Origin of the sequence: Streptomyces finlayi (assembly GCF_014216315.1) — a bacterium.
GTDB lineage: Bacteria > Actinomycetota > Actinomycetes > Streptomycetales > Streptomycetaceae > Streptomyces > Streptomyces finlayi_A.
The window spans coordinates 3,649,314-3,671,334 of record NZ_CP045702.1; the positions used below are offsets into that span (position 1 = coordinate 3,649,314).

Here is a 22,021-nt window from a genome sequence, read left to right on the forward strand (position 1 = left end):
GGAAGAAGATCAGGTCGGGGGAAGCGGCACCGGGGGACAGGCCGCTTCCCCCGACGAGAACAGGGCCTGCCGGTCCTCGCCGCTGCCCGGGGGGACGGTCACGGCGGGGACCCCACAGAGGGGGCCCTGCTCCTCGCCCTGCGGATTCCTGCCGGATGCGCGGGGCTCACGATCCATCCTGCCTCCGCACGAAAGCCGCACGGCCGGACGAAGGGCCTCCATCGCAGGGTCCTTGGTCCTCAAAGACCACCTCAGTGATCTCGTCCCTGATCAGAAACATCCTCGGGATACGGCCATTCGTGCGGCTAGAATCGCCCGACCGTACAGGGGAGCGAACGGGAGAGGCAGTGGCTGTGGTGGAAGTCAAGAAGATCGTGTTCTACGCGGTTTCGGTCTTCGTGCTGTACACGATCATCACGGCACCGGAAAGGGCCGCCGCTCTCGTCCAGGTAGGGTTCGAAGGCATCGCGAATGCCGCCATGGGCGTCGGCGACTTCATGTCCGAGCTCATCAAGTAGGAGAACCCGATGATCCGTCACCTGGTCCTGTTCAAGCTGAACGACGGCGTCGAACGGGACGAGCCGCGGGTCGTCGCCGGCGTGGAGGCCTTCCGGGCAGTGGAGGGACAGGTCCCGGAGCTGGAGTTCTGGGAGTGCGCCTGGAACATCACCGACCGGCCGATCGCCTACGACTTCGCGATCAATTCGGCGGTAGCCGACGAGGACGCCCTGAAGCGCTACATCGAGCATCCGGCCCATCAGGCCGCCGCCGGACGGTGGCGGGAATTCGCTACCTGGGTGATCGCCGACTACCCGTTCTGAATCGCCACGGACCCTTGGTCCGCCTGGCCCCTCACCTCTCAGGTGAGGGGTTTTTCTATGCGTTTAAACCATCTCGTTCCCAACACGGCTACATGCGGTGCTTGCACACAGTGGACATGTCTTGTGATGCTATGACCGCTTTTGACGGATGAGTTGACCGCAGTTGACCGCAAAGGGGTGGCGTCACCGTGCCGGCCAGTACAGCGCCTCAAGTGCCTCCCCAGAACGTCCAGACCGACGACATCCAGACCGAGACGCCCGATCCCACCACGCCCGCCAGGACCCGGGGCGCGGACACCAGGGCGCTGACGCACGTGCTGTTCGGCCGGCTCAAGGGGCTGGAGCCGGGCACTCCCGAACACGGCAGGGTCCGGGCGGCCCTGATCGAGGCGAACCTGCCGCTCGTCCGGTACGCGGCGGCCCGCTTCCGCAGCCGCAACGAGCCGATGGAGGACGTCGTCCAGGTCGGCACCATCGGCCTGATCAACGCGATCGACCGCTTCGACCCCGAACGCGGCGTCCAGTTCCCGACCTTCGCGATGCCGACCGTGGTCGGCGAGATCAAGCGGTACTTCCGGGACAACGTACGGACCGTCCACGTACCGAGGCGGCTCCACGAGCTCTGGGTCCAGGTCACCGGCGCCACCGAGGACCTGACGACCGCCCACGGCCGCTCCCCCACCACGAGAGAGATCGCCGAGCGGCTCAAGATCCCCGAGGAGGATGTACTCGCCTGCATCGAGGCGGGCCGCTCGTACCACGCGACCTCACTGGAGGCCGCACAGGAAGGTGACGGGCCGCCAGGACTCCTGGACCGGCTCGGCTACGAGGACCCGGCCCTCGCGGGGGTCGAACACCGGGATCTCGTACGGCATCTGCTCGTCCAGCTGCCCGAACGCGAGCAGCGCATCCTGCTGCTGCGCTACTACAGAAATCTGACGCAGTCACAGATCAGCGCGGAACTGGGCGTGTCCCAGATGCATGTGTCAAGGCTCCTGGCCAGAAGTTTCGCCCGCCTTCGATCCGCAAACAGGATCGAGGCGTAACCGGATCGGGTAGACCGTGCCCCATCCGGTTCGGGTGGCGCAAAAGCCTCACACCCCCTGTTTCCTGCACAGAAATAGCGCTGACTTGTCGACATGTCACTACAGCGTGTTGCCGACATGTGACATTCTGCTGGAAGCGCGTTTGCCGCAGTCTCCCCTCCGGTATTCAGGTGGAGGCTGCGTTCCTCCGATGGTCGCGGCCACCGCGACCGTCCGCGACCTCAAGGGGGTGGCATGTCCGCAGAACAGGGCAGCTCGAAGGTGCTCACGCTCACGAAGAGCGTGCCGGCACCGACCGTGCTCACCAGCTCGCCGGAAGCCATCGACACCCGCACGCTGTCCCGCTCCCTGTTCCTGCGGCTCGCCGCACTGGGTCCCGCACCGGGCCCCGACGGAACGGACAGCCCGGAGCGGGCCTATGTGCGGGACACGCTCATCGAGCTCAATCTCCCGCTCGTCCGTTACGCGGCGGCGCGGTTCCGCAGCCGCAACGAGCCCATGGAAGACATCGTTCAGGTCGGCACCATCGGCCTGATCAAGGCGATCGACCGCTTCGACTGCGAACGGGGCGTCGAGTTCCCGACCTTCGCGATGCCCACCGTGGTCGGCGAGATCAAACGCTTCTTCCGCGACACCTCGTGGTCGGTGCGCGTGCCGCGCCGACTCCAGGAGCTGCGGCTCGCTCTCACCAAGGTCAGCGACGAGCTCGCCCAGAAGCTCGACCGCTCGCCGACCGTGCCGGAGCTGGCCAAGGCGCTCGGGGTCTCCGAGGAGGACGTGGTCGACGGCCTGGCCGTCGGCAACGCGTACACCGCCTCGTCCCTGGACTCCCCCTCGCCCGAGGACGACGGCGGCGAGGGCTCGCTGGCGGACCGCCTGGGGTACGAGGACACCGCCTTGGAAGGCGTCGAGTACCGCGAGTCCCTGAAGCCGCTGCTGGCCAAGCTCGCCCCCCGCGAGCGACAGATCATCATGCTGCGCTTCTTCGCCAACATGACGCAGTCGCAGATCGGCGAGGAGGTCGGCATCTCGCAGATGCACGTCTCCCGCCTGCTGACCCGCACGCTCGCCCAGCTCAGGGAAGGGCTCGTCGCCGACTGACCCCCGCACCGCGACGCGAGGGTTCCGATTTGACGGTCCGTCAGCCACACTGACGCGATGCGACGTCAGACGTTCGGACCGACCGGCCGCCGGGGCACCGTGATCGCCGCCTCGGCGGCTGTGCTGTGCCTGGGCGGCGCGGTGGCCGCCTGCGGCGGGGGCGCGGGCAGCGAGGGGTACGTGGCGGTCGGCGCGGCGGGCACGGGCCCGGCCGGGACGCCGGGTGCCGCGGCCCTGCCCTCGGACAGGGTCACGCTGATCCCGCTGGACACTCCCGGCGCGGAGCGCGGCCGGGGCGGAGACCGCGCGGGCGGCAGGACCACGGGGGAATCCGGGCCGGCCGACGAGCTGCCCGATGCGCTGGAGAACGCCAAGGGGCCTCGTACCGACACCACGAACCCCGGCGACAGCGGCAGCAGCAGCGGGGGCAGCGGCGGGGCGAGTGGCTCCGGCGGTTCGGCACCGGACGCCGCGAGCCCGGATCCCCCAGCGCCCGCAGACCCGTCCGGCAGCCCGGCCGCGGGAGGCACCGCCGGCGGCGGGGACCCGGGAAGCACCGGCGGCTCCGGAGGTACGGGCGGCACCCCGCCGCCTTCGAGTGGTCCCGCACCCGCCGCACTCCAGGTCGGCGACCCGGTGCACGGGGACGCGGACCGGCGCTGGTGCGAGAAGGTGACCGTGGAGTTCCGCAACACCGGTGGCTCACCGGTCCGTTCGGGCACCCTCACCTTCGAGACGCACATCATCGGCGCGCTCGGGGTCGACTGGGCGACCGTGGAGTCCACGCAGCCGCTCCCCACGCCCATCGACGCGGGAGCGGTGCGGAAGAAGACGTACACCGTCTGTGTGGAGTCCTGGCGGGTACCCCTGGGCATGCGGACCGAGACCCAGGACGTAGCCGCCAGCTGGAGGTGACCCCCACGGACGTGGGGGACGGGCGGTCAGCCGAGCGCGAGCCAGGCGACCGCACCGAGGACGACGACGACGGCGACGACGGCCGCGATCACTCCGACCTTCGGTCCGGACGAGGTCGCGGCGGGCTGCTGCCGGCGCTGCGGCTCGCCCTCGTCGACGAATGCGCGGAACATCTGGGTGCTGCCCGCCGGGTCGTTGGTGCCCTCGGGGCCCTGCTGAGGGGCGTGGGGGTTGTGTGCCATGGGCCAGGACCCTAGCGAACTCGGCGTTACCACCCAACCCCCGGGTGCCACGGAGGCAGGAAATGCGCGAGTGAACCACCGGCCGACCGACCGCTACGGAGTGTCGCACGTCACAGCGGCGAAGCGCCGACGGCACACGCCGCGCGTTTGACCCGGACCCTACTCAGGCTTTGGCGTTCCTTTACTCCTGCAAGGGTTCTTTCGTTTGCCTGTAGCAACCATCGGCTTCTATGGTTGCCCTAAGCAATTAGTTGGAGCCGAGATGCCGGGAGGGCTTGTGGCCACTCGGAGTCACTATCAGGAGCTCGCCCGGCAGCTCAGCGCGGTCGGCGCCGTCAAGCGCGGCCTCGCCAGGACCCTTCCCCCCGAGTGCCCGGGTGGCTCCGCCGCCGTGCTGGCGCTCCTCGCGGAGCACGGCGAGATGCGGATCAGCAGACTGGCCGAACTCCTGGCCGTGGACATATCGGTGACCAGCCGTCATGTCGCCCACGTGGCGGAACGGGGCTGGATAGAACGGTCACCCGACCCCGCCGACAAGCGGTCCCGCATCCTGCGGCTGACCCCCGCGGGAGGCGAGCAGCTCGACGAGCTGAGCCGCCGGACGACCGAGATGTTCGCCCGCAAACTCATCGACTGGTCCGACGAAGACGTCGGCCGGCTGAACGCCCTGCTGTCCCGGCTGCGCGACAGCTTCGCCTGCCGCGGCTCCGGTGAGTGCCTTCCCGGAAAACACAGCGGAGACTGCCGCACGCGGCACTCAGAGGACGCGCACACCCGTACACCTGTGTAACAGATGCAAAGAGAAGGAACTCAATGGCTACGACCACACCCACCGGTGTGCGGGGCGGCCACGCCAAGCACGGGGGCTCCGGAGCCCCCGACGGCACGCCGATGACGCACCGGCAGATCATGGAGGCGCTGGCCGGGCTGCTGCTCGGCATGTTCGTCGCGATCCTGTCGTCGACCGTCGTCTCGAACGCCCTGCCCGAGATCATCAACGACCTCGGCGGCGGCCAGAGCGCCTACACCTGGGTCGTGACGGCCTCGCTGCTGGCCATGACCGCCACCACTCCCCTGTGGGGCAAGCTCTCCGACCTGTTCAGCAAGAAGCTGCTGGTCCAGATAGCGCTGATCATCTACATGGCCGGCTCGGTCGTCGCCGGTCTCTCCACCAGCAGCGGCATGCTGATCGCCTGCCGCGTCGTGCAGGGAATCGGCGTCGGCGGTCTCTCCGCCCTCGCGCAGATCGTGATGGCCGCGATGATCGCCCCGCGCGAGCGCGGCCGGTACAGCGGCTACCTCGGCGCGGTCTTCGCCGTCGCCACCGTCGGCGGCCCGCTGCTCGGCGGCGTCATCACCGACACCAGCTGGATGGGCTGGCGCTGGTGCTTCTACGTGGGCGTGCCGTTCGCGGTCATCGCGCTCGTCGTGCTCCAGAAGACCCTGAAGCTGCCGGTCGTCAAGCGCGACGTCAAGGTCGACTGGGCGGGCGCCTTCTTCATCAGCGCCGCCGTCTCCCTGCTGCTGCTCTGGGTGACCTTCGCGGGCGACAAGTACGACTGGGTCTCCGGACCCACGTACGCGATGCTCGGCGGCACCGTCGTGCTCGTCGCGCTCTTCCTGCTCGTCGAGTCGAAGGCGAGCGAGCCGATCATCCCGCTCCGCCTCTTCCGCAACCGCACCATCACGCTGGCCTCCGTGGCCTCGCTGTTCGTAGGTATCGCGATGTTCGCGGGCACCGTCTTCTTCAGCCAGTACTTCCAGCTGGCGCGCGACAAGTCGCCGACGATGTCCGGTGTCATGACGATCCCCATGATCGCGGGACTCTTCCTCTCGTCGACCGTCTCCGGCCAGGTCATCACCAGGACAGGCCGCTGGAAGGCATGGCTGGTCTGCGGTGGCTTCCTGGTCACGGCCGGGCTCGGCATGCTGGGGACCATCCGGTACGACACCGCGTACTGGCAGATCGCGGTCTACATGTTCGTGTTGGGTCTCGGCATCGGCATGATGATGCAGAACCTGGTGCTCGCCACGCAGAACCAGGTCGCTCCCGCCGACCTCGGTTCGGCCAGCTCCGTCGTCACGTTCTTCCGTTCGCTCGGTGGCGCGATCGGCGTCTCGGCGCTCGGCGCCGTCATGGCCAACCGTGTCACCCACTACGTCAAGGACGGCCTGGCCGACCTCGGTCCCGAAGGCGCGGCCATGGGCCACGGCGGTACCGGCGGCGGGGGCATCCCCGACCTGGACACGCTGCCCGGCCCGTTCCGTACGGTCGTGGAGGCCGCGTACGGGCACGGGGTCGGCGATGTCTTCCTGTACTCCGCTCCGGCCGCGCTCGTCGCCTTCATCGTGACGATCTTCATCAAGGAGGTCGCGCTGAAGACGAACGCCGCGGACGGCACCCCGGCCGCCGCCGACGCGGCGGAAGCTGTCACGGAGACCGCTCAGGCGGGCGTCGCCGGGGTCACCTCGGCCGCCGCCCCCGAAGGGCCGGTGGACGCGGTGCCCGGAACGGCGGTACGCGGTGTGGTCCTCGGCGCGCAGGGCGAACCGGTCGCACGGGCCGCCGTCACGCTGATCTCACCGGCGGGCCGGCAGCTCGGGCGCTCCGTCGCCCAGGCCGACGGCGGCTACGTCCTTCACGCGCCCGGCGCGGGTTCGTATGTCCTGATCGCTTCCGCCGACGGCTTCCAGCCGCAGGCGTCCACGGTGGTCGTAGGCGACGAGCCGGTGGCGTACGACATCCTCCTCGTCGGTACGAGCGGTCTCACCGGGACCGTGCGGGCCGAGGAGACCGGGACTCCCGTCCAGGGCGCCATGGTCGTCGTGACCGATGTGCGCGGCGACGTGCTGGCGACCGGCAGGTCCGGCGATGCGGGCGAGTTCGCCTTCGGTGAGCTGGTCCCGGGCGCGGTGACCGTCGCCCTGAGCGCCACCGGGTTCCGCCCGCTGGCCCTGCCCGTGGAGATCGGCGGCCAGGGTGTCACCCGGGTCGAGGCGGCGCTCCGCGCCGGTGCGCTGGTCCAGGGCGTCGTACGGGCCGGGTCCGCCCGGTCCCCGCTGTCCGACGCCCGCGTCACACTGATCGACGCGGCCGGCAACGTCGTCGCCACCACGAGGACCGGGGAGGACGGGGCGTACGCCTTCACCGACCTGGACGCGGGCGAGTACTCGCTCATCGCGACCGGCTACCCGCCGGTGGCCGGCTCCCTGACCGTGGCCGGTCACGGCGTCGAAGGCCACGACATCGAGCTCGCCCACCCCGGCGAGTAACCAAAGACCCCTGGCGGGAAGGCGCTTCGAGCGGAGAGGCTGTCCCCGCCGGCGGAAATGGGCCCCGGGGGCGGATACGGCAGGCAGGGGACGGCCTGCCGCACCCGCCCCCCGGGGCCCGACTCATTTGACCCCCCGGGTCATGGAGCGAGAAGAGAGATACGGATGGCACTTCGCGCACAGGTACGGACGCGGGACGGCTGGGCGATCCAGCACGCGGTCGTGACAGTCACCGACATGACCGGCGCCCAAATGCTGCGCGCCGCCGCGGACGAGGACGGGTCGGTCCGCGCCGAGGACCCGCTGCGGGCCGGCGCCTACACCGTGATCGTCACCGCGGTCGGTTACGCCCCCACGGCCTCCACCGCGCTCGTCACGGCCGGCGGCCGGATCGACGCGGGCACGGTCGTGATGGCCAGGCAGGGCGGCGCCCAACTCCCGCCCCCTGGTACCTGGTCGCTGGACCCGGCGCACTCCTCGGTGGGCGCGTCCGCGCAGCACCTGGGGATCTCCACCGTCCACGGCCGGTTCACCGGCTTCACCGGGCGGATCGAGATCGCCCCGGACATCGAACGGTCCCGGGTCGACGCGGTCATCGACGCGGCCGGCATCGACACCGGCAACCCCATGCGGGACAAGCACCTGCGGTCGCCCGACTTCCTGGACACGGACCGCTTCCCGGAGATCACGTACCGCTCCGGCGGACTGACCCCGGCGGGCCCCGACCGCTGGACGGTGCACGGCGAACTCACCCTGCGCGGCGTGAAGCGCCCCGTGGACCTCGACCTCAGCTACCTCGGCACCGGACCCGACCCGTGGGGCGGGGTCCGTGCGGCCTTCCACGCCTCCACCGAACTGCGCCGCGACGACTTCGCCATGAACTACAACCAGGTGGTGCGCGCGGGCATTTCGGCGATCGGTACGACACTCCGCGTGGAGCTGGAAATCCAGGCGGTGCAGGGCGAGTCCCTGCCGTCGTAGGGGGCCGGGGGCGCCATAGGGTCAAAGGCATGGCACCCCAAATCGCGACCAACACCACCGTGGAACTCGACGAGCTGCTGGCGTTCGTACGGCCCCGGCACCGGGCGATCCTGCTGACCACCCGGTCCGACGGCCGCCCCCAGGGATCCCCGCTCACCTGCGGTGTCGACGACGCGGGCCGGATCGTCGTCTCGACGTATCCGGAGCGTGCGAAGACCCGTAACGCCAAGCGGGACGAGCGGGTGAGCGTGATCGTCCTGTCGGACGACTGGAACGGGCCCTGGGTGCAGATCGACGGGGCGGCCGAGGTGATCGACTCACCGGATTCGGTCGAGCCGCTCGTCGAGTACTTCCGGAACATCTCCGGCGAGCACCCGGACTGGGACGAGTACCGGGCGGCGATGGTGAAACAGGGGAAGTCGATCATCAGGATCACTCCTGAGCGGTGGGGACCGGTCGCCACCGGCGGCTTCCCGGCCCATCTGGCCTCCGGCAGCTGAGCACGCCGATGCACCTCGTAGCGCCCGCCCCCGGCCTGCTCGCGCGGGCCCGCCTCCTGGTCGCGCCCGAAGTCGGCGAACCCGTGCTCCGGGAGCTGGGGCGGATCGCCGGGAGACCGGTCGAACGGGCGGCCGGGAGCGTGCCGGACGGACCGTACGTCTATGTGGGCGCCTCGCTGCCTGACGGGCTGCGCGGCGGGCGGCTGGTCTGGTTCCACAGCGTCAACGCCGGTACGGACGCACTGCTCGGCTCCGGCCCGTGGCCGCCGGACGCGCTGCTCACCCGGACGGTCGGACGCATGGGCGAGCGGATCGCCCAGTACGTCCTGGCCTGGGTGCTCGCCGAGTGCCAGGCGGTCCCGGAGTTCGCCGCGCAGCACGCGCGGGCCGAGTGGCGGCGTATCCCCTCCGAGCTCGTCGCCGGGCAGACCGCCCTCGTCCACGGCACCGGGCGCATCGGTTCGGCGGTCGCCGGCCTGCTGCGGGGGTGCGGCATCCGGACGGTGGGGGTGGCCCGAGGTCCGCGGGCCGTACCGCCGCCAGGGTTCGACCGGGTGATCGGGGCTGACGCGGACACGGAGGAGCTGGGCGCGGCGCGCTGGGTGGTCGCCGCGCTGCCGCTGACCGGTGCGACGGAGGGGTACTTCGGTGCCCGCCGCTTCGCGGCCGTGCGGGGCGCGAGCTTCGTCAACGTGGGGCGTGGGGCGACGGTGGACCTGGAGGCGCTGGGTGCGGCCCTGCGCGCCGGGACCGTACGGCGGGCCGTGCTCGACGTGCTGCCCGCGGAACCCGCGGCGCCCGACGCCGACTGCTGGCGGCTCCCTCGCACGGTGATCACGTCGCACTCCGCCGGAATCACGGCCGACGAGGACGTCGTCACCGACTTCGGGGCGTGCTGGGACGAGCTGCGTACGGGCAGGGTGCCGGCGCTCGCCGTGGACGTGGACCGGGGCTACTGAGCGGGGACGCCCGCCTTGGCGCACATCGCCTCGATGCCGGCGACCACCAGGTCCAGTGCGAAGACGAAGTCGCGTTCGCGCATCTCGTCGACCGTGTCGCCGCCGCGCGCCTCCATCACGTCGAAGGAGGTGTCGACGAACTCCTTGAGGTGCGGCTGGGCCTTGATGGTGCCCATCGCCTGCTGGAAGTACTCGTCCTGGCTGAGCCCGGCCTCACGGCAGCGCTCCACGAAGTGACCCTCGATGGTGCTGAATCCGTAGACGAAGTGGAACGCGGCGGCCAGGGCGCCCGTCTGGTGCCCGGCCGGCAGCCCGGTGGCGCGGATGATGTCCTGGACGGCGTACGAGAACAGCATGGCGTGCGGGCCGATGTTGAGGAAGTGACCCGCCAGCGGCGACACCCAGACATGGCGGACGATCAGTTCGCGGTAGCTGCGGGCCATACCGCGCAGCCGGTCGCGCCAGTCCGCGTCCTCGCGGGGCGGCACGATCTCGGCGAAGACCGAGTCCATCGCCAGTTCCAGCAGGTCGTCCTTGGTGTCGACGTACCAGTAGAGGGACATCGCGGTGACGTCCAGTTCCGCGGCGAGGCGGCGCATGGAGAACTTGGCGAGGCCCTCCGCGTCCAGCAGCCGCACCGTCGCCGCGGTGATCCTCTCCCGGTCCAGGCCCACCGGCGACTCGGCTTTGCGGGTACGCGAGGGTGCCCGCCGATCCAGCCACACGCTGGTCCTCGCGGGGTTCTTCACGCGGTCGGCCGCGGACACCATGACGCACTCTCCTCGTTCTGCCGGGCGGGACGGACCGGGGCGGTGGGGGCCGGGGCTCAGAAACCGGGACTCCGGCTCGGGGTCCGGCTCTGCGTTCCGGCTCTGCGTTCCGGCTCTGCGTTCCGGCACTGCGTTCCGGCACTGGTTTCCGGCAACTGGTTCGGCACTGGTTTCCGGCACCGGGCTGGGGGCATGCACCGGACGGTCGGCATCCGGTACGTGTCCTCTCCGATGCTATGCCGCTGTTCCGGCCGAGTCTGCCGCAGCCGGGTCCTTCGCGGCAGGGCCCGCGGGCCCTGATTCCATCCGCTCGGCCCGCCTCAGCAGGGCCGCGGCGAGCAGCCCGCCCGCCAGCACCGCCACCGCGCCGACCAGCTGACTCGTCTCCAGTCCGGAGGCGAAGGCATCCGTGATGCGCTGCCGCTCACCAGCACTGTCCGCGGCGGCGAGCGCGGCGGGCAGGGACGCCGCTCCCACGGCCGCGGGTACGAGGGCGGCGAAGCGCGAGTTCAGAACGGCGCCGAGCACGGCGACCCCGAGTCCGTTGCCGAATTCGGCGAGCGTGCCGTTGACCCCGGCGCCCACTCCCGCCTTCTCCGGCGGAATGGCGCTCATGATCGCGTTGGCCATGGCGGGCATCGCGAGCGAGATACCCGCACCCATGACGACCAGGCCGAGGAGCATGCCGCCGTATCCCTCGCTGCCCAGCACCGCGATGGCACCGAGCCCGGCGGCCAGCAGACTCATCCCGGCGGCGATGGTGGCGGGTGTCCCCAGCTTCGGTACGAGGCGGGCGCCGAGCCCCGCGAGGTTGAGCAAGACCACGGTGAGTGCGAGCGGAGCCGTACGGAGTCCGGCCTCCAGGGGCCCGTACCCGAGCACGAACTGCAGGTGCTGGGTCAGCAGGAAGAGCGAGCCGCCCATCCCGAAGGCGACCAGAATCGCACCGGCGACGGCCCCGATGAACTTCTGGTTCCGGAAGAAGTGCATGTCCAGCATCGGGTACGGGACGTGGAACTCCCACAGGACGAACCCGGTGAGCACCGCGACCCCGGTGAAGGCGGTGAACAGGACCTGGCCGGAGTCCCAGCCGTGTTCGGGCCCGGAGATGATCGCGTACACGACGGCGGTCATACCGACGGTGGAGAGCAGCGCGCCGAACAGGTCGGGCCGGTCGCCCCGGGGGTTCTTGGACTCCGGCACGAGACGCACGACCGCGATCAGGCCGACCACGGCGACGGGGATGTTGATGAGGAAGATCGCGCCCCACCAGAAGTGGTCGAGCATGATCCCGCCGATGAGCGGTCCGGTGGCGAAGCCCAGCGAGTTGACCGTCGACCAGAGGCCGATCGCCTTGACGCGCTCGGTGTCGTCGAAGATCTGGACCACCACGGCCAGCGTGGTGGTGATCAGCAGCGCACCGCCGACGCCCATCCCCGCACGGGCGGCGATGAGCTGGCCGGAGGACTGCGCGAGCCCGGCAGCGAGCGAGCCGATACCGAAGAGTGCGAGCCCGGCGACCAGCATGCGCTTGCGCCCGTAACGGTCGGCTGCGCTGCCTGCCGTGAGGAGCAGACCGGACTGGACGAGCGAGTAGGCGTTGATCATCCACTGCACGTCGGCGGTGGACGCGTCCAGCTCGGTGGTGAGGGAGGGGATGGCGACGTTGAGGACGGTGTTGTCGAGCAGCACGGTGAGCTGGGCCAGACAGATGACGCCGAGGATCAGCCAGCGCTGCGGGTGCCCTTGGGGGGCGAGGTCGTTCGGCTCGGCGGTGGTCGCCGTCATGCGGGCTCCTTGAAGCTCCATTGCTGCTTGTACGGTGTATGGGAGTGCGTGGCGTCGTACACCGTAAAGCACTCCCTGTACGCCGTACAAGTCCATTTCGCGACCACCGCCGAAAGCCTGTCCTCCCCGGCTACTCGGCTCCGTCCGCCGGCTGGGTCAGGTCGTAGAAGGTCGCGCCGCCGACCGTGACCTTTCTGAAGGAGTCCTCCACCCACGAGGAGATCTGCGAGGAGATGCCCCTGTTGCCGCCACCGCCTCCCGTACCGCCCGAGACGAAGTAGTGGATCTTCCCGTCCTCGACGTAGCTCTTGAACCGGTCGAGCGTGGGGGAGGGATCGCTGCCGTTGAAGCCGCCGATGGCCATCACGGGCTCCCCGGTGGCGAGCTGGTAACTCGCGGCGTTCTGCGAGCCGATGGCCGCGGCGGCCCAGGTGTAGTCCCCGGCGTTCGTTTCGAGGAGCTTCTTGGCCTCGGCGCCGACGGACGCGCCGTTGATCAGTCCGCCCATGCCGCCCCTGCCGCCCCTGCCGCCTTCGGCCGCGGCGCCACCGGGCGCCATGCCCGGCGCCATGCCACCGGGCGCCATGCCACCGGGCATGGCGCGCTGGGGCAGCGCCTGGCCCTGGCCGGGCTGTGCCTGGCCCGGCTGGCCGTCGCCCGGCGGCCGGCCCATTCCGCCACCACCGCCCGGGGCCTCGCCGCCACCGAAACCGCCCCGGCCACCGCCCGCCATCATGCTGCTGCCCGTCGGACCCGCCGTGACGATCGAACCCTGGTGCCCGGTACCGAGCGTGCTGATCGTGTACGCCGTCGGTCCCGCGAGCGACGCGGCGAAGCCGAGACCCACGACCGCGAGCGCGACCCGGCGGGTTGACCGGGCGGCGAGCAGCAGGCCCACCGCACCGACCAGCCCGGCCGCCAGGACGGTCCAGCGCAGCCACGGCAGATAGTCCGGCGTGCGCCCCAGGAGGACGTACGCCCAGGACACCGTGACGGCGAGCGTGCCGGCGAGGACCGCCCGCGCCCACCACAGGGCGCGCTCCGACCACAGCACCGTGACGCCCATGCCCACGAGCGCCGCGATGTAGGGGGACAGGGCCACCGTGTAGTACTGGTGGAAGATGCCCTCCATGTAGCTGAAGACCAGCCCGGTCATCAGCAGCGCGCCGCCCCAGGCGAGGAACGCCGCACGCGCGGTATCGGTCCGCTTCGTCCTGCGGGTGAGCCACACGCCCGCGACCAGCAGGATCAGCGCGGCGGGCAGCAGCCAGGAGATCTGGCCGCCGATGTCGGAGGTGAACATCCGGCCGATGCCGGTCTCACCCCAGCCACCGCCCCAGCCACCGCCCTGACCGCCGCCGTCCCCGCCGCCGACGCTGCCGGTCTCCTCGCCGTTGAGACGGCCGAGTCCGTTGTAGCCGAAGGTCAGTTCAAGGAAGGAGTTGTTCTGCGAACCGCCGATGTACGGCCGCGAGGAAGCGGGCCACAACTCGACGATCGCCACCCACCAGCCGCTCGCGACGACCATGACGCCTGCGGCCAGGGCGAGTTGGCCGAGCCGTTTGCGTACGGAGACCGGAGCGCACACCGCGTACAGCAGGGCGAGCGGTGGCAGGATCAGGAACGCCTGAAGGGTCTTCGTCAGGAACGCGAGCCCGATGGCGGCACCCGCCCAGACCAGCCACTTCGTCCGCCCGTTCTCCAGCGCGCGGAGCACGCAGTGGACGGTGACGGTCATCAGGAGGGCGAGGAGCGCGTCCGGGTTGTTGAAACGGAACATCAGCGCGGCGACGGGCGTGAGCGCGAACACCGCCATCGTGATCAGCCCGGCGGGCGCGCTGAAGCGGCGGCGTACGGCGGCATGGAGCACCCCTGCCGTGGCCACGCCCATCAGCACCTGGGGGACGAGTACCGCCCACCCGTTGAGACCGAAGATCCGTACCGAGAGCGCCATCGGCCAGAGCGTGGCGGGCGGCTTGTCGACGGTGATGGCGTTGGCGGAGTCCAGCGAGCCGAAGAAGAACGCCTTCCAGCTCTGGCTGCCCGCCTGCACGGCCGCCGAGTAGAAGGAGTTGGCGTACCCGGACGCACTCAGGTTCCACAGGTAGGCCAGGCCCACGAGGAGCAGCATGCCGAGCACGGCCGGCCGCACCCAGCGCGGGTCCTCCTCCCTGCCGCGTACAGCGCCCCGCAGGGTGCGGCGGAGGAACGGCTCCCGGGGGCGCCCGTGTCCCGCGGAATCGCCCGGTGGCTGACCGGGCGGGTGGTCGGCCGGGTGGGCGGGCACGTGGTCGGGGAAGGTGGTCATCGGACGTTCCTCAGTTCGTGTTCGGAGCCACTCCGGTCGGGGAAGACCCAGGCGCGGAAGAGCAGAAACCGCAGCACCGTCGCCGCGAGGTTGGCCGTGACCAGGACGGCGAGTTCCGTGCCGTGCGAGGGCGATCCGGACGTCGCTCCGAGTGCGGCGAGCGAGCCGCTGGTCAGTGCCAGGCCGATGGCGAAGACGACGAGCCCCTGCGCCTGGTGACGTAGGGCGCTGCCCCGCCCCCGCACTCGGAAGGTGAGCCTCCGGTTGGCTGCCGTATTGGCGACGGCCGACACCAGCAGCGCTCCGCCGTTGGCGAGCTGCGCGCCGAAGCCCATCCGGAGGAGTGAGTACAGGGCGAGATGGACGAGCGTGGAAAGGGCGCCCACGACGCAGAACCCGACCAGTTGGCGGGCCAGGCCGCCCGGCACGCCGGGCAGCGCGCGGTCGCGCGGATCGTCCCCGAAGGGCCGGGCCAGCCGGTCCAGTGGCAGGGCACCGACGGCCAGCGCCCGCCCCACCCGCCACACACCCTTGAGGTCGTCGGCCGCCGTCCGCACGATGTGGACGGTGGAGTCGGGGTCGTCGACCCAGTCGACCGGCACCTCGTGGATACGCAGCCCGGCACGCTCGGCGAGCACCAGCATCTCGGTGTCGAAGAACCAGCCGATGTCCTCGACCATCGGCAGCAGCCGCTGCGCGACCTCACCCCGTATCGCCTTGAATCCGCACTGCGCATCGCTGAAACGGGCGGCCAGGGAGGAACGCAGGATGAGGTTGTAGGCCCGCGAGATGAACTCCCGCTTCGATCCGCGCACCACCCGCGAACTGCGCGCGAGCCGGGAGCCGATGGCGAGGTCGGAGTGTCCGGAGATCAGGGGCGCGACAAGCGGCAGGAGCGCGTTGAGGTCGGTCGAGAGATCGACGTCCATATAGGCGAGGACCGGCGCGTCCGAGTCGGACCAGACCGTACGCAGGGCCCGGCCCCGGCCCTTCTCCTCCAGCCGGTAGGAGCACACCTCGGGGAGGGTGGCCGCGAGCCGGGCCGCCACCTGGGGGGTGCGGTCGGTGCTCGCGTTGTCCGCGACGGTGATGCGGAACGGATACGGGAAGGTCCGCTCCAGGTGTTCGTGCAGCCTGAGGACACAGGTTTCGAGGTCCTTCTCCTCGTTGAAGACGGGGACCACGACATCGAGTACGGGTGCACCGGCCGCGTCGACCGCTCCGGCCAGGAGATGTTCCCGGGCCGGCAAGGTGCTCCAAGGGGTGTCGGTTCTCATGTCCCCGACGCTCGCCGACCCCGCTGTCACACCGGTGTGCTGAGCCTGTGCCGGTGCTGTGAGCCTGGACCGTTGTGGCGTGGACCGTTGTGGCCTGCGACCGTTCCGGGCCGGGACAGCTGCGAGTCGCGATCGCCATGAACCGCGATCACCGTGAACCGCGGTCACGGTGCGCCGCACTCGCCGTGAGCCGCAGTCACGGCGAGCGGCGACCGCTGCTCCGGCCCGGGACCTCTCCGACTACTGCTTCCCCGCGTACACCGGACCGGCCGGAATCCGCACCGAGAAGATGGTGTTCCCCGGCACCGACCGCACCTCCACCCGCCCGTCGTGCGCGGCGACGACGGCCTGCACGATGGCGAGCCCCAGACCTGTGGAACCCGCGTTGCGCGAGCGCGAGGCATCGCCCCGCGCGAACCGTTCGAAGACGTGCGGCAACAGGTCGGCCGCGATCCCAGGCCCGTCGTCATGCACTTCCAGCGTCACCCAGGGGCGGTCCGCGCCCGCCGCACGGACGCGCGCCGTGACCGTCGTCCCGGGCGGGGTGTGGGTAAGGGCGTTGGCCAGGAGGTTGACCAGGACCTGATGAAGCCGGGTGGGATCGGCGCGTACGGAGGCGGGAACGTCCGGCAGCTCCAGCCGCCAGCGGTGCTCCTCGCCCCACGCCCCGTCCCCGGACCGCCCGGCCGCCCGCGCGTCGCTCACCGCGTCCACGACGAGCGGTGACAGATCAGTGCTCTCGTACGAGAGCGGCCGGCCGGCGTCCAGCCGGGCCAGGAGCAGCAGATCCTCGACCATCCCGGTCATCCGCTGTGCCTCCGACTCGATGCGGCCGAGAGCGTGCCGGGTGTCGGGGCCGGTGTCCTCGCGCCCGCGCCGGGTCAGTTCGGCGTAGCCGCGTATCGAAGCCAGCGGGGTGCGCAGTTCGTGGCTGGCGTCGGCGACGAACTGCCGTACCCGCGTCTCGCTCTCCTGACGCGCCTCCAGCGCCGAACCGACGTGCCCCAGCATCCGGTTGAGCGCCGCACCGACCTGTCCGACCTCGGTGCGGGGATCGGCCTCGGCGACCGGTACGCGTTCGGCGAGGTCCACCTCACCACTGTGCAGGGGGAGTTCGGACACCCGGGTCGCGGTGGCGGCGACCCGGTGCAGCGGGCGCAGGGCGACACCGACCATGGCGGCCCCCGCGATCCCGGCGGCGACGAGTCCGGCCGCGGTGACGCAGACCTCGACGAGGATCAGGGCGGTGAGGTCGCTGCGCACCTCGTCGGCGGAGATGGCGACGAGGACCGTGGTCCCGTCGGACGTACCGACGGCCTCCACGCGGTAGCTGCCGAGGCCCGGCAGACCGACGCCGTGCGCCCCGGGACCCGTCTCGGCGCCGGCCGCCGCGAGCGCCCGTGATTCGGCACCGGTCAGTGCCCTCGTGCTCACCTGGGTGCGCTTCCCCGTGTCCTCGACGACCACCTTCGACTCGGTGACGGAACCGTCGGCGACCACCGCGCCGATCGTGCCGAGGGGCTGGCCGCCCATCCCGACGAAGACGAGCGGGCCGGCGTCCTGGATCTCCACCGGGAGCGGAGCACCGGGCGGCCGTTCGGCCCGTTCGGCCCGTTCGGCGATGGAGTGCAGCTGATCGTCCAGCTTGCCGTACATATAGCTCTGGAACGCGATGGCCGTCACCGTGCCGATGACCGCCGCCACGACGGCGATGAGCGAGACGGCCGACACGACGAGCCGGGTCCGCAGCGTCCACGGCCGCCCCGGCCGGCCCGCCGGGCGCATCCGCCTACTCACCGGGCTTGATCAGATACCCGGCCCCGCGACGCGTGTGGATCATCGGGGAGCGCCCCGCGTCGATCTTCTTGCGGAGGTAGGAGATGTAGAGCTCGACGACATTGGCCTGGCCGCCGAAGTCGTAGTTCCACACCCGGTCGAGGATCTGGGCCTTGCTCAGCACCCGGCGTGGATTGCGCATCAGGAAGCGGAGCAGCTCGAACTCGGTCGCGGTGAGATGGACCGACTGCTCGCCCCGGCTCACCTCGTGGCTGTCCTCGTTGAGCACCAGGTCACCGACGACGAGTGTGGAGTCGCTCCGCGCCGCGGCAGCCGTACCGGACCGGCGGATCAGTCCGCGCAGCCGCGCCACGACCTCTTCCAGGCTGAACGGCTTGGTGACGTAGTCGTCGCCCCCCGCGGTGAGCCCGGCGATACGGTCCTCCACCGAGTCGCGAGCCGTCAGGAACAGCACCGGCACGTCCGAGAGCTCCCGGCGCATCCTGCCGAGAACGGCGAGCCCGTCCATGTCGGGCAGCATCACGTCGAGCACGACCGCGTCGGGCCGGAAGTCACGCGCCGCTCGCACGGCCCCCGCCCCGTTCCCGGCACTGCGCACGTCCCAGCCCTCGTACCGCAGAGCCATGGAGAGCAGCTCGGCGAGCGGAGCCTCGTCGTCCACCACGAGTACGCGGACCGGACCGCGGTCCGGCCTGAGCAGTTCGGTCCGCCCCTGAGGCGAGGTCGTCGTCGTCATGGAACCCACCCTGGGAGACGCCCGTGAGAGAGCTCTTTCCCGTTCCTGTGAATTCCCTGAGAAGCGCCGGACGTCCTCAACGGACTCACCGGACCCCCGAACTCACGAACTCACGAACTCACGAACTCACGAACTCACGAACTCACGAACTCACCGAAACAGGGCGCTCGCGTTCCCATGGCACACGGCCCGCAACCACGCGTCGCCCAGCTCCAGCCGCTCCAGAGCGCGCAACTGGTGGACGTACGGGTACGGAATGTTCGGGAAGTCCGTACCCAGCAGAATCCGGTCCCCGAGATCCGCGAGCCGCACCCGTTCCCCTACGGGGAAGGGACTGAACTCCTCGCTGAAGTCCGTGAACGCCATCGTCGTATCGAGCCGCACCCCGGGATACCTCTCCGCCAGCGCCAGGAAGTCCGCGTACTCCGGCATCCCCATGTGCGCCACCACGATCCGCAGCCGCGGATGGCGTGCCAGCAGCCGCCCGACCGGCTCAGGTCCGGTGTACCTGCCGGGCGCCGGCCCCGACCCGCAGTGCATCACCACGGGCACGCCCGCCTCCGCGAGCAGCCCCCAAACACTCTCCAGCAGGGGGTCGTTCGGGTCGTACGCCCCCACCTGGAGGTGCGACTTGAACACCCGGGCCCCCGCATCGACGGCCTCCCGCACATACCGCTCCACGCCCTCCTCCGGAAAGAAGGTCGCCGTGTGCAGACAGTCGGGCACCCGCTCCGCGAAGTCCGCGGCCCAGCCGTTCAGCCAGTCCGCCATCCCCGCCCGGTGCGGATAGAGCATCGAGGTGAAGCGGAGCACCCCGAACGACCTCAGCAGCGCGAGCCGTTCCTCCTCGGCGTGCCGGTAGGCGATGGGCCACTCCATACCGGTCAGCGGACCCACCGAGTCGAAGTACGCCCACACCTTGCGGAGCACCTGCTCCGGCATGAAGTGCGTATGGACGTCGATGATCCCGGGAAGCCCGAGCCGCTCCCAGAACCGCACGACGTCCAAGCTGTCACCACTCACCCCGGCCCCTCCCTCTCCTCCCACCGACCCTCTCAGAACAACCCGCCCTGCACCCCGCCACCCCCGATATCGACGACGGGCACCGTCACTCCCGCCCCCGCATCTGCCCCCGTGAGCTCCCACCCGGTGACCAGCCGCGTGTCCAGCACCACCACACCCGTCACACCCCCCGCCCCCGTCTCCAGATGCAGATCGGGCCCGGCCGCCGCCACCAGCCGTCCGGCCACCACGCCCTCGTCGACCAGTCCGGTCACCGCCCGCGTCACCTCGGCCGCCACGCCGAACCCGAACACCGCGCCGAACACCGCGCCGTGATCGACGGCCTGGAACGGCAGACGCTCCAACGACTCGGGCCACCCGCCCCCTTCGAGCGCCGCAGCCCGGCCATACAGCTCCGCCACCTCGGCGGCCCGCTCCTCCACCCCCGGCAGCACGGCCCGCACCGCCCTCTTCCGCACGTACGGAATCCGGTCCGGCACCCCGAGCGCGGCCCGCAGCAGTTCCTCCGTCCGGCGCGCGGCCATCAACGGCCCCCGCCCCAGCCAGCTGAACACCACCGCCCCCTGCTCCCGCAACCGCGCCGCACCCCGCTCCTCGGCGGTGATGCCGACCTTGACCATCCCGGGCCCGAACCAGGCGAGGTAGACGCGGTACGTCCGCGGGTCGTCGGCGATCGTGTCGGCCGCGACGGAATGCATCCGGTCCAGCCGCGCGCACTCGGGACACCGGGCCCCGGTACTGCGCGCCGGCACCACGGCAGCCACCGGGCAGACGTTGCCCCGAGCCCCGACGCAGTGCCGCTCACCGACAGCCCGGAACCCGAGCTCCTTCCCGTACGCGAGAACACTCACCCGCCGGACACCGGCCGGACCGTCCTTGCACCACCCCAGCTCGGGCCCGCCCTCGGGCCACCGAAGACCGGTACACCGCCATCCCACGCGCTACCCCCGCACTCCACGAAAACGTCGGCGCACCCACGGTACGGGCGCCACGGGTGGGGCATCCTGTTCCGATGACCGGCCTCCGAATCGACCAGCCCGTCGGCGACGCCATGCTCAAGGACTGGCAGTACGTCCACAACGCGATCATTCCGGCCCACACCCTGTCGCTCGACGACGTACGGGGACGTGTCCTGCACAACCACCTGGAGGTCGCCTACCTCGACGACGTCCCCGTGGGCTGCACGACCGTCCGTCCCCCGGCCGACGACACCTTCACCGCGACCGTCATCGCCCGCGTCCTCCCCGAACACCGCCGTCGGGGCTTCGGCACCGAACTCTACGAACGCTCCCTGAAGCGGGCCCGCACCCTCGGTGCCCAGGTGATCGAGACGGTGGTCCTGGCCTCCGGCACGGACGGCCTGCGGTTCGCCCTGAACCACGGCTTCGTCGAGACGGAGCGCTACCTGCTGCCGGGCGACACCGTCCACTGGATCACGCTGCGACTCGAAGGAAACGACGCATCACCGTGGACGAAGCACCACGAGAGCTAGGATCCGGGCCATGGCTCTGACCATGAACGACGTGGACCGGTTCGAGGCCTCCAGGCCCCGCCTTGAGGCCATCGCCTACCGCCTCCTCGGCTCCGCGAGCGATGCCGAGGACGCCGTGCAGGACACGTTCCTGCGCTGGCAGGCCGCCGACGTCGAACGCATCGAGGTCCCCGAGGCCTGGCTGACGAAGGTGCTCACCCACCTCTGCCTCAATCAGCTCACCTCGGCCCGTGCCCGGCGCGAGACCTACGTGGGTCAGTGGCTGCCCGAGCCGCTGCTCGCCGGGGACCCGATGCTCGGTCCCGACGAGACCGCCGAGCAGCGCGAATCGCTCTCGTACGCCGTCCTCGCCCTCATGGAGCGCCTTTCCCCGAACGAGCGGGTGGTGTACGTCCTGCGGGAGGCCTTCGGCTACCCGCACCGGGAGATCGCGGAGATCCTCACCATCACCGAGGCCGCCGCCCAGCAGATCTTCCACCGGGCCAAGAAGCACGTCGCGGACGGCAGGTCACGCACCGAGATCGACGAGGCCTCCGCCCGGCGGATCGTCGAAGAGTTCCTCGCCGCCGCCGCCACCGGCCGGACGGAGCCCCTCGTACGGCTGCTCACCGAAGACGCCCTCGCGATCGGCGACGGCGGCGGGAAGGTCCCGGCCCGTGCCAAGGCGTTCGAGGGCGCCCTCGCGGTCGCGACGTTCATGCGGGGCCTCTTCAAACCCAGCAAGGCCAAGCGCACCCTCGCCGGCGGCTCGGCCGACATCTACGCCACGACCGCCAACGGCGCCCCCGCCGTCGTGGCGGTCGTCGACGGCCGCGTCATCGGCGTCATGTGCCTGGAGATCACCCCCGAGGGCATCGCCGCGTTCCGCAACCAGGCCAACCCCGACAAGCTCGAACGCGCGACCCTTCGGTGGGCGGCCACCGACCACGGGGAGCCCCAGCTCCGCGTCTTCTGATCGCGCCCGAACGCGACGTGATGTGCTTCACATCGCA

The 22,021-nt window shown here is 70.8% G+C and carries 21 protein-coding genes; 12 read left to right on the plus strand and 9 right to left on the minus strand.

Annotation, left to right across the window (positions count from 1 at the left end):
• Nucleotides 1–347 precede the first annotated feature (347 nt).
• The 5 genes from F0344_RS16870 to F0344_RS16890 all read left to right on the plus strand — a co-directional run bounded on the left by F0344_RS16870 (nt 348) and on the right by F0344_RS16890 (nt 3,883).
• Nucleotides 348–518: a hypothetical protein gene (locus F0344_RS16870; RefSeq protein WP_185303036.1), complete on the plus strand. Its 171-nt coding sequence runs from the start codon at nt 348–350 to the stop codon at nt 516–518.
• A gap of 9 nt (nt 519–527) precedes the next feature.
• Nucleotides 528–821: a Dabb family protein gene (locus F0344_RS16875; RefSeq protein WP_185299573.1), complete on the plus strand. Its 294-nt coding sequence runs from the start codon at nt 528–530 to the stop codon at nt 819–821.
• A gap of 188 nt (nt 822–1,009) precedes the next feature.
• The gene (locus F0344_RS16880) at nt 1,010–1,867 is read left to right on the plus strand and encodes an RNA polymerase sigma factor SigF (protein WP_185299574.1); all 858 of its coding nucleotides are present in this window, start codon (nt 1,010–1,012) and stop codon (nt 1,865–1,867) included.
• A 234-nt stretch (nt 1,868–2,101) separates the two neighbouring features.
• The gene (locus F0344_RS16885) at nt 2,102–2,968 is read left to right on the plus strand and encodes an RNA polymerase sigma factor SigF (protein ID WP_185299575.1); all 867 of its coding nucleotides are present in this window, start codon (nt 2,102–2,104) and stop codon (nt 2,966–2,968) included.
• Between the two features lie 57 nt (nt 2,969–3,025).
• Nucleotides 3,026–3,883 (plus strand): hypothetical protein, encoded by an 858-nt coding sequence (locus F0344_RS16890; protein ID WP_185299576.1) that lies wholly within the window; start codon nt 3,026–3,028, stop codon nt 3,881–3,883.
• Nucleotides 3,884–3,909: 26 nt separating this feature from the next.
• On the opposite strand, the gene F0344_RS16895 is transcribed toward F0344_RS16890, so the two are convergent.
• A complete protein-coding gene (locus F0344_RS16895) occupies nt 3,910–4,125 on the minus strand; it encodes a hypothetical protein (protein WP_185299577.1) in 216 nt (71 codons plus the stop codon).
• 277 nt (nt 4,126–4,402) lie between these two features.
• On the opposite strand from F0344_RS16895, the gene F0344_RS16900 reads away from it, so the two are divergent.
• The 5 genes from F0344_RS16900 to F0344_RS16920 all read left to right on the plus strand — a co-directional run bounded on the left by F0344_RS16900 (nt 4,403) and on the right by F0344_RS16920 (nt 9,838).
• Nucleotides 4,403–4,915, plus strand: a complete 513-nt coding sequence (locus F0344_RS16900) for a MarR family winged helix-turn-helix transcriptional regulator (RefSeq protein WP_185299578.1) — start codon at nt 4,403–4,405, stop codon at nt 4,913–4,915.
• Between the two features lie 23 nt (nt 4,916–4,938).
• A complete protein-coding gene (locus tag F0344_RS16905) occupies nt 4,939–7,398 on the plus strand; it encodes an MFS transporter (protein ID WP_185299579.1) in 2,460 nt (819 codons plus the stop codon).
• Nucleotides 7,399–7,563: 165 nt separating this feature from the next.
• The gene (locus tag F0344_RS16910) at nt 7,564–8,379 is read left to right on the plus strand and encodes a YceI family protein (RefSeq protein ID WP_185299580.1); all 816 of its coding nucleotides are present in this window, start codon (nt 7,564–7,566) and stop codon (nt 8,377–8,379) included.
• A 29-nt stretch (nt 8,380–8,408) separates the two neighbouring features.
• Complete coding sequence (locus F0344_RS16915) at nt 8,409–8,879, plus strand: PPOX class F420-dependent oxidoreductase (protein ID WP_185299581.1); 471 nt, start codon at nt 8,409–8,411, stop codon at nt 8,877–8,879.
• Between the two features lie 8 nt (nt 8,880–8,887).
• Nucleotides 8,888–9,838, plus strand: a complete 951-nt coding sequence (locus F0344_RS16920; RefSeq protein ID WP_185299582.1) for an NAD(P)-dependent oxidoreductase — start codon at nt 8,888–8,890, stop codon at nt 9,836–9,838.
• On the opposite strand, the gene F0344_RS16925 is transcribed toward F0344_RS16920, so the two are convergent.
• From F0344_RS16925 to F0344_RS16960, 8 genes are all read right to left on the minus strand, one after another.
• The gene (locus F0344_RS16925) at nt 9,832–10,608 is read right to left on the minus strand and encodes a TetR/AcrR family transcriptional regulator (protein ID WP_185299583.1); all 777 of its coding nucleotides are present in this window, start codon (nt 10,606–10,608) and stop codon (nt 9,832–9,834) included. The genes F0344_RS16920 and F0344_RS16925 overlap by 7 nt on opposite strands.
• 234 nt (nt 10,609–10,842) lie before the next feature.
• Nucleotides 10,843–12,396, minus strand: coding sequence for an MFS transporter (locus F0344_RS16930; protein WP_185299584.1), 1,554 nt, complete (start codon nt 12,394–12,396; stop codon nt 10,843–10,845).
• Between the two features lie 130 nt (nt 12,397–12,526).
• Nucleotides 12,527–14,704, minus strand: coding sequence for an ArnT family glycosyltransferase (locus F0344_RS16935; protein ID WP_185299585.1), 2,178 nt, complete (start codon nt 14,702–14,704; stop codon nt 12,527–12,529).
• Complete coding sequence (locus tag F0344_RS16940; protein ID WP_185299586.1) at nt 14,701–15,981, minus strand: bifunctional glycosyltransferase family 2/GtrA family protein; 1,281 nt, start codon at nt 15,979–15,981, stop codon at nt 14,701–14,703. Before F0344_RS16940 ends, F0344_RS16935 begins: the two co-directional genes overlap by 4 nt.
• A gap of 240 nt (nt 15,982–16,221) precedes the next feature.
• The gene (locus F0344_RS16945) at nt 16,222–17,766 is read right to left on the minus strand and encodes a HAMP domain-containing sensor histidine kinase (protein ID WP_185302729.1); all 1,545 of its coding nucleotides are present in this window, start codon (nt 17,764–17,766) and stop codon (nt 16,222–16,224) included.
• A gap of 4 nt (nt 17,767–17,770) precedes the next feature.
• Entirely contained in the window at nt 17,771–18,514 is a 744-nt protein-coding gene (locus F0344_RS16950) for a response regulator transcription factor (RefSeq protein ID WP_185299587.1), read from the minus strand.
• Between the two features lie 150 nt (nt 18,515–18,664).
• Nucleotides 18,665–19,537: an amidohydrolase family protein gene (locus tag F0344_RS16955; RefSeq protein ID WP_185299588.1), complete on the minus strand. Its 873-nt coding sequence runs from the start codon at nt 19,535–19,537 to the stop codon at nt 18,665–18,667.
• A gap of 32 nt (nt 19,538–19,569) precedes the next feature.
• Nucleotides 19,570–20,475 (minus strand): DUF2797 domain-containing protein, encoded by a 906-nt coding sequence (locus F0344_RS16960; protein ID WP_185299589.1) that lies wholly within the window; start codon nt 20,473–20,475, stop codon nt 19,570–19,572.
• 74 nt (nt 20,476–20,549) lie between these two features.
• Between F0344_RS16960 and F0344_RS16965 the strand changes: the two genes are divergently transcribed.
• Complete coding sequence (locus F0344_RS16965) at nt 20,550–21,029, plus strand: GNAT family N-acetyltransferase (protein ID WP_185299590.1); 480 nt, start codon at nt 20,550–20,552, stop codon at nt 21,027–21,029.
• 10 nt (nt 21,030–21,039) lie between these two features.
• Nucleotides 21,040–21,984 carry an RNA polymerase sigma factor SigJ gene (gene sigJ / locus F0344_RS16970; RefSeq protein WP_185299591.1) on the plus strand — a complete coding sequence of 315 codons (945 nt, stop codon included), beginning with the start codon at nt 21,040–21,042 and terminating at the stop codon, nt 21,982–21,984.
• Nucleotides 21,985–22,021 lie beyond the last annotated feature (37 nt).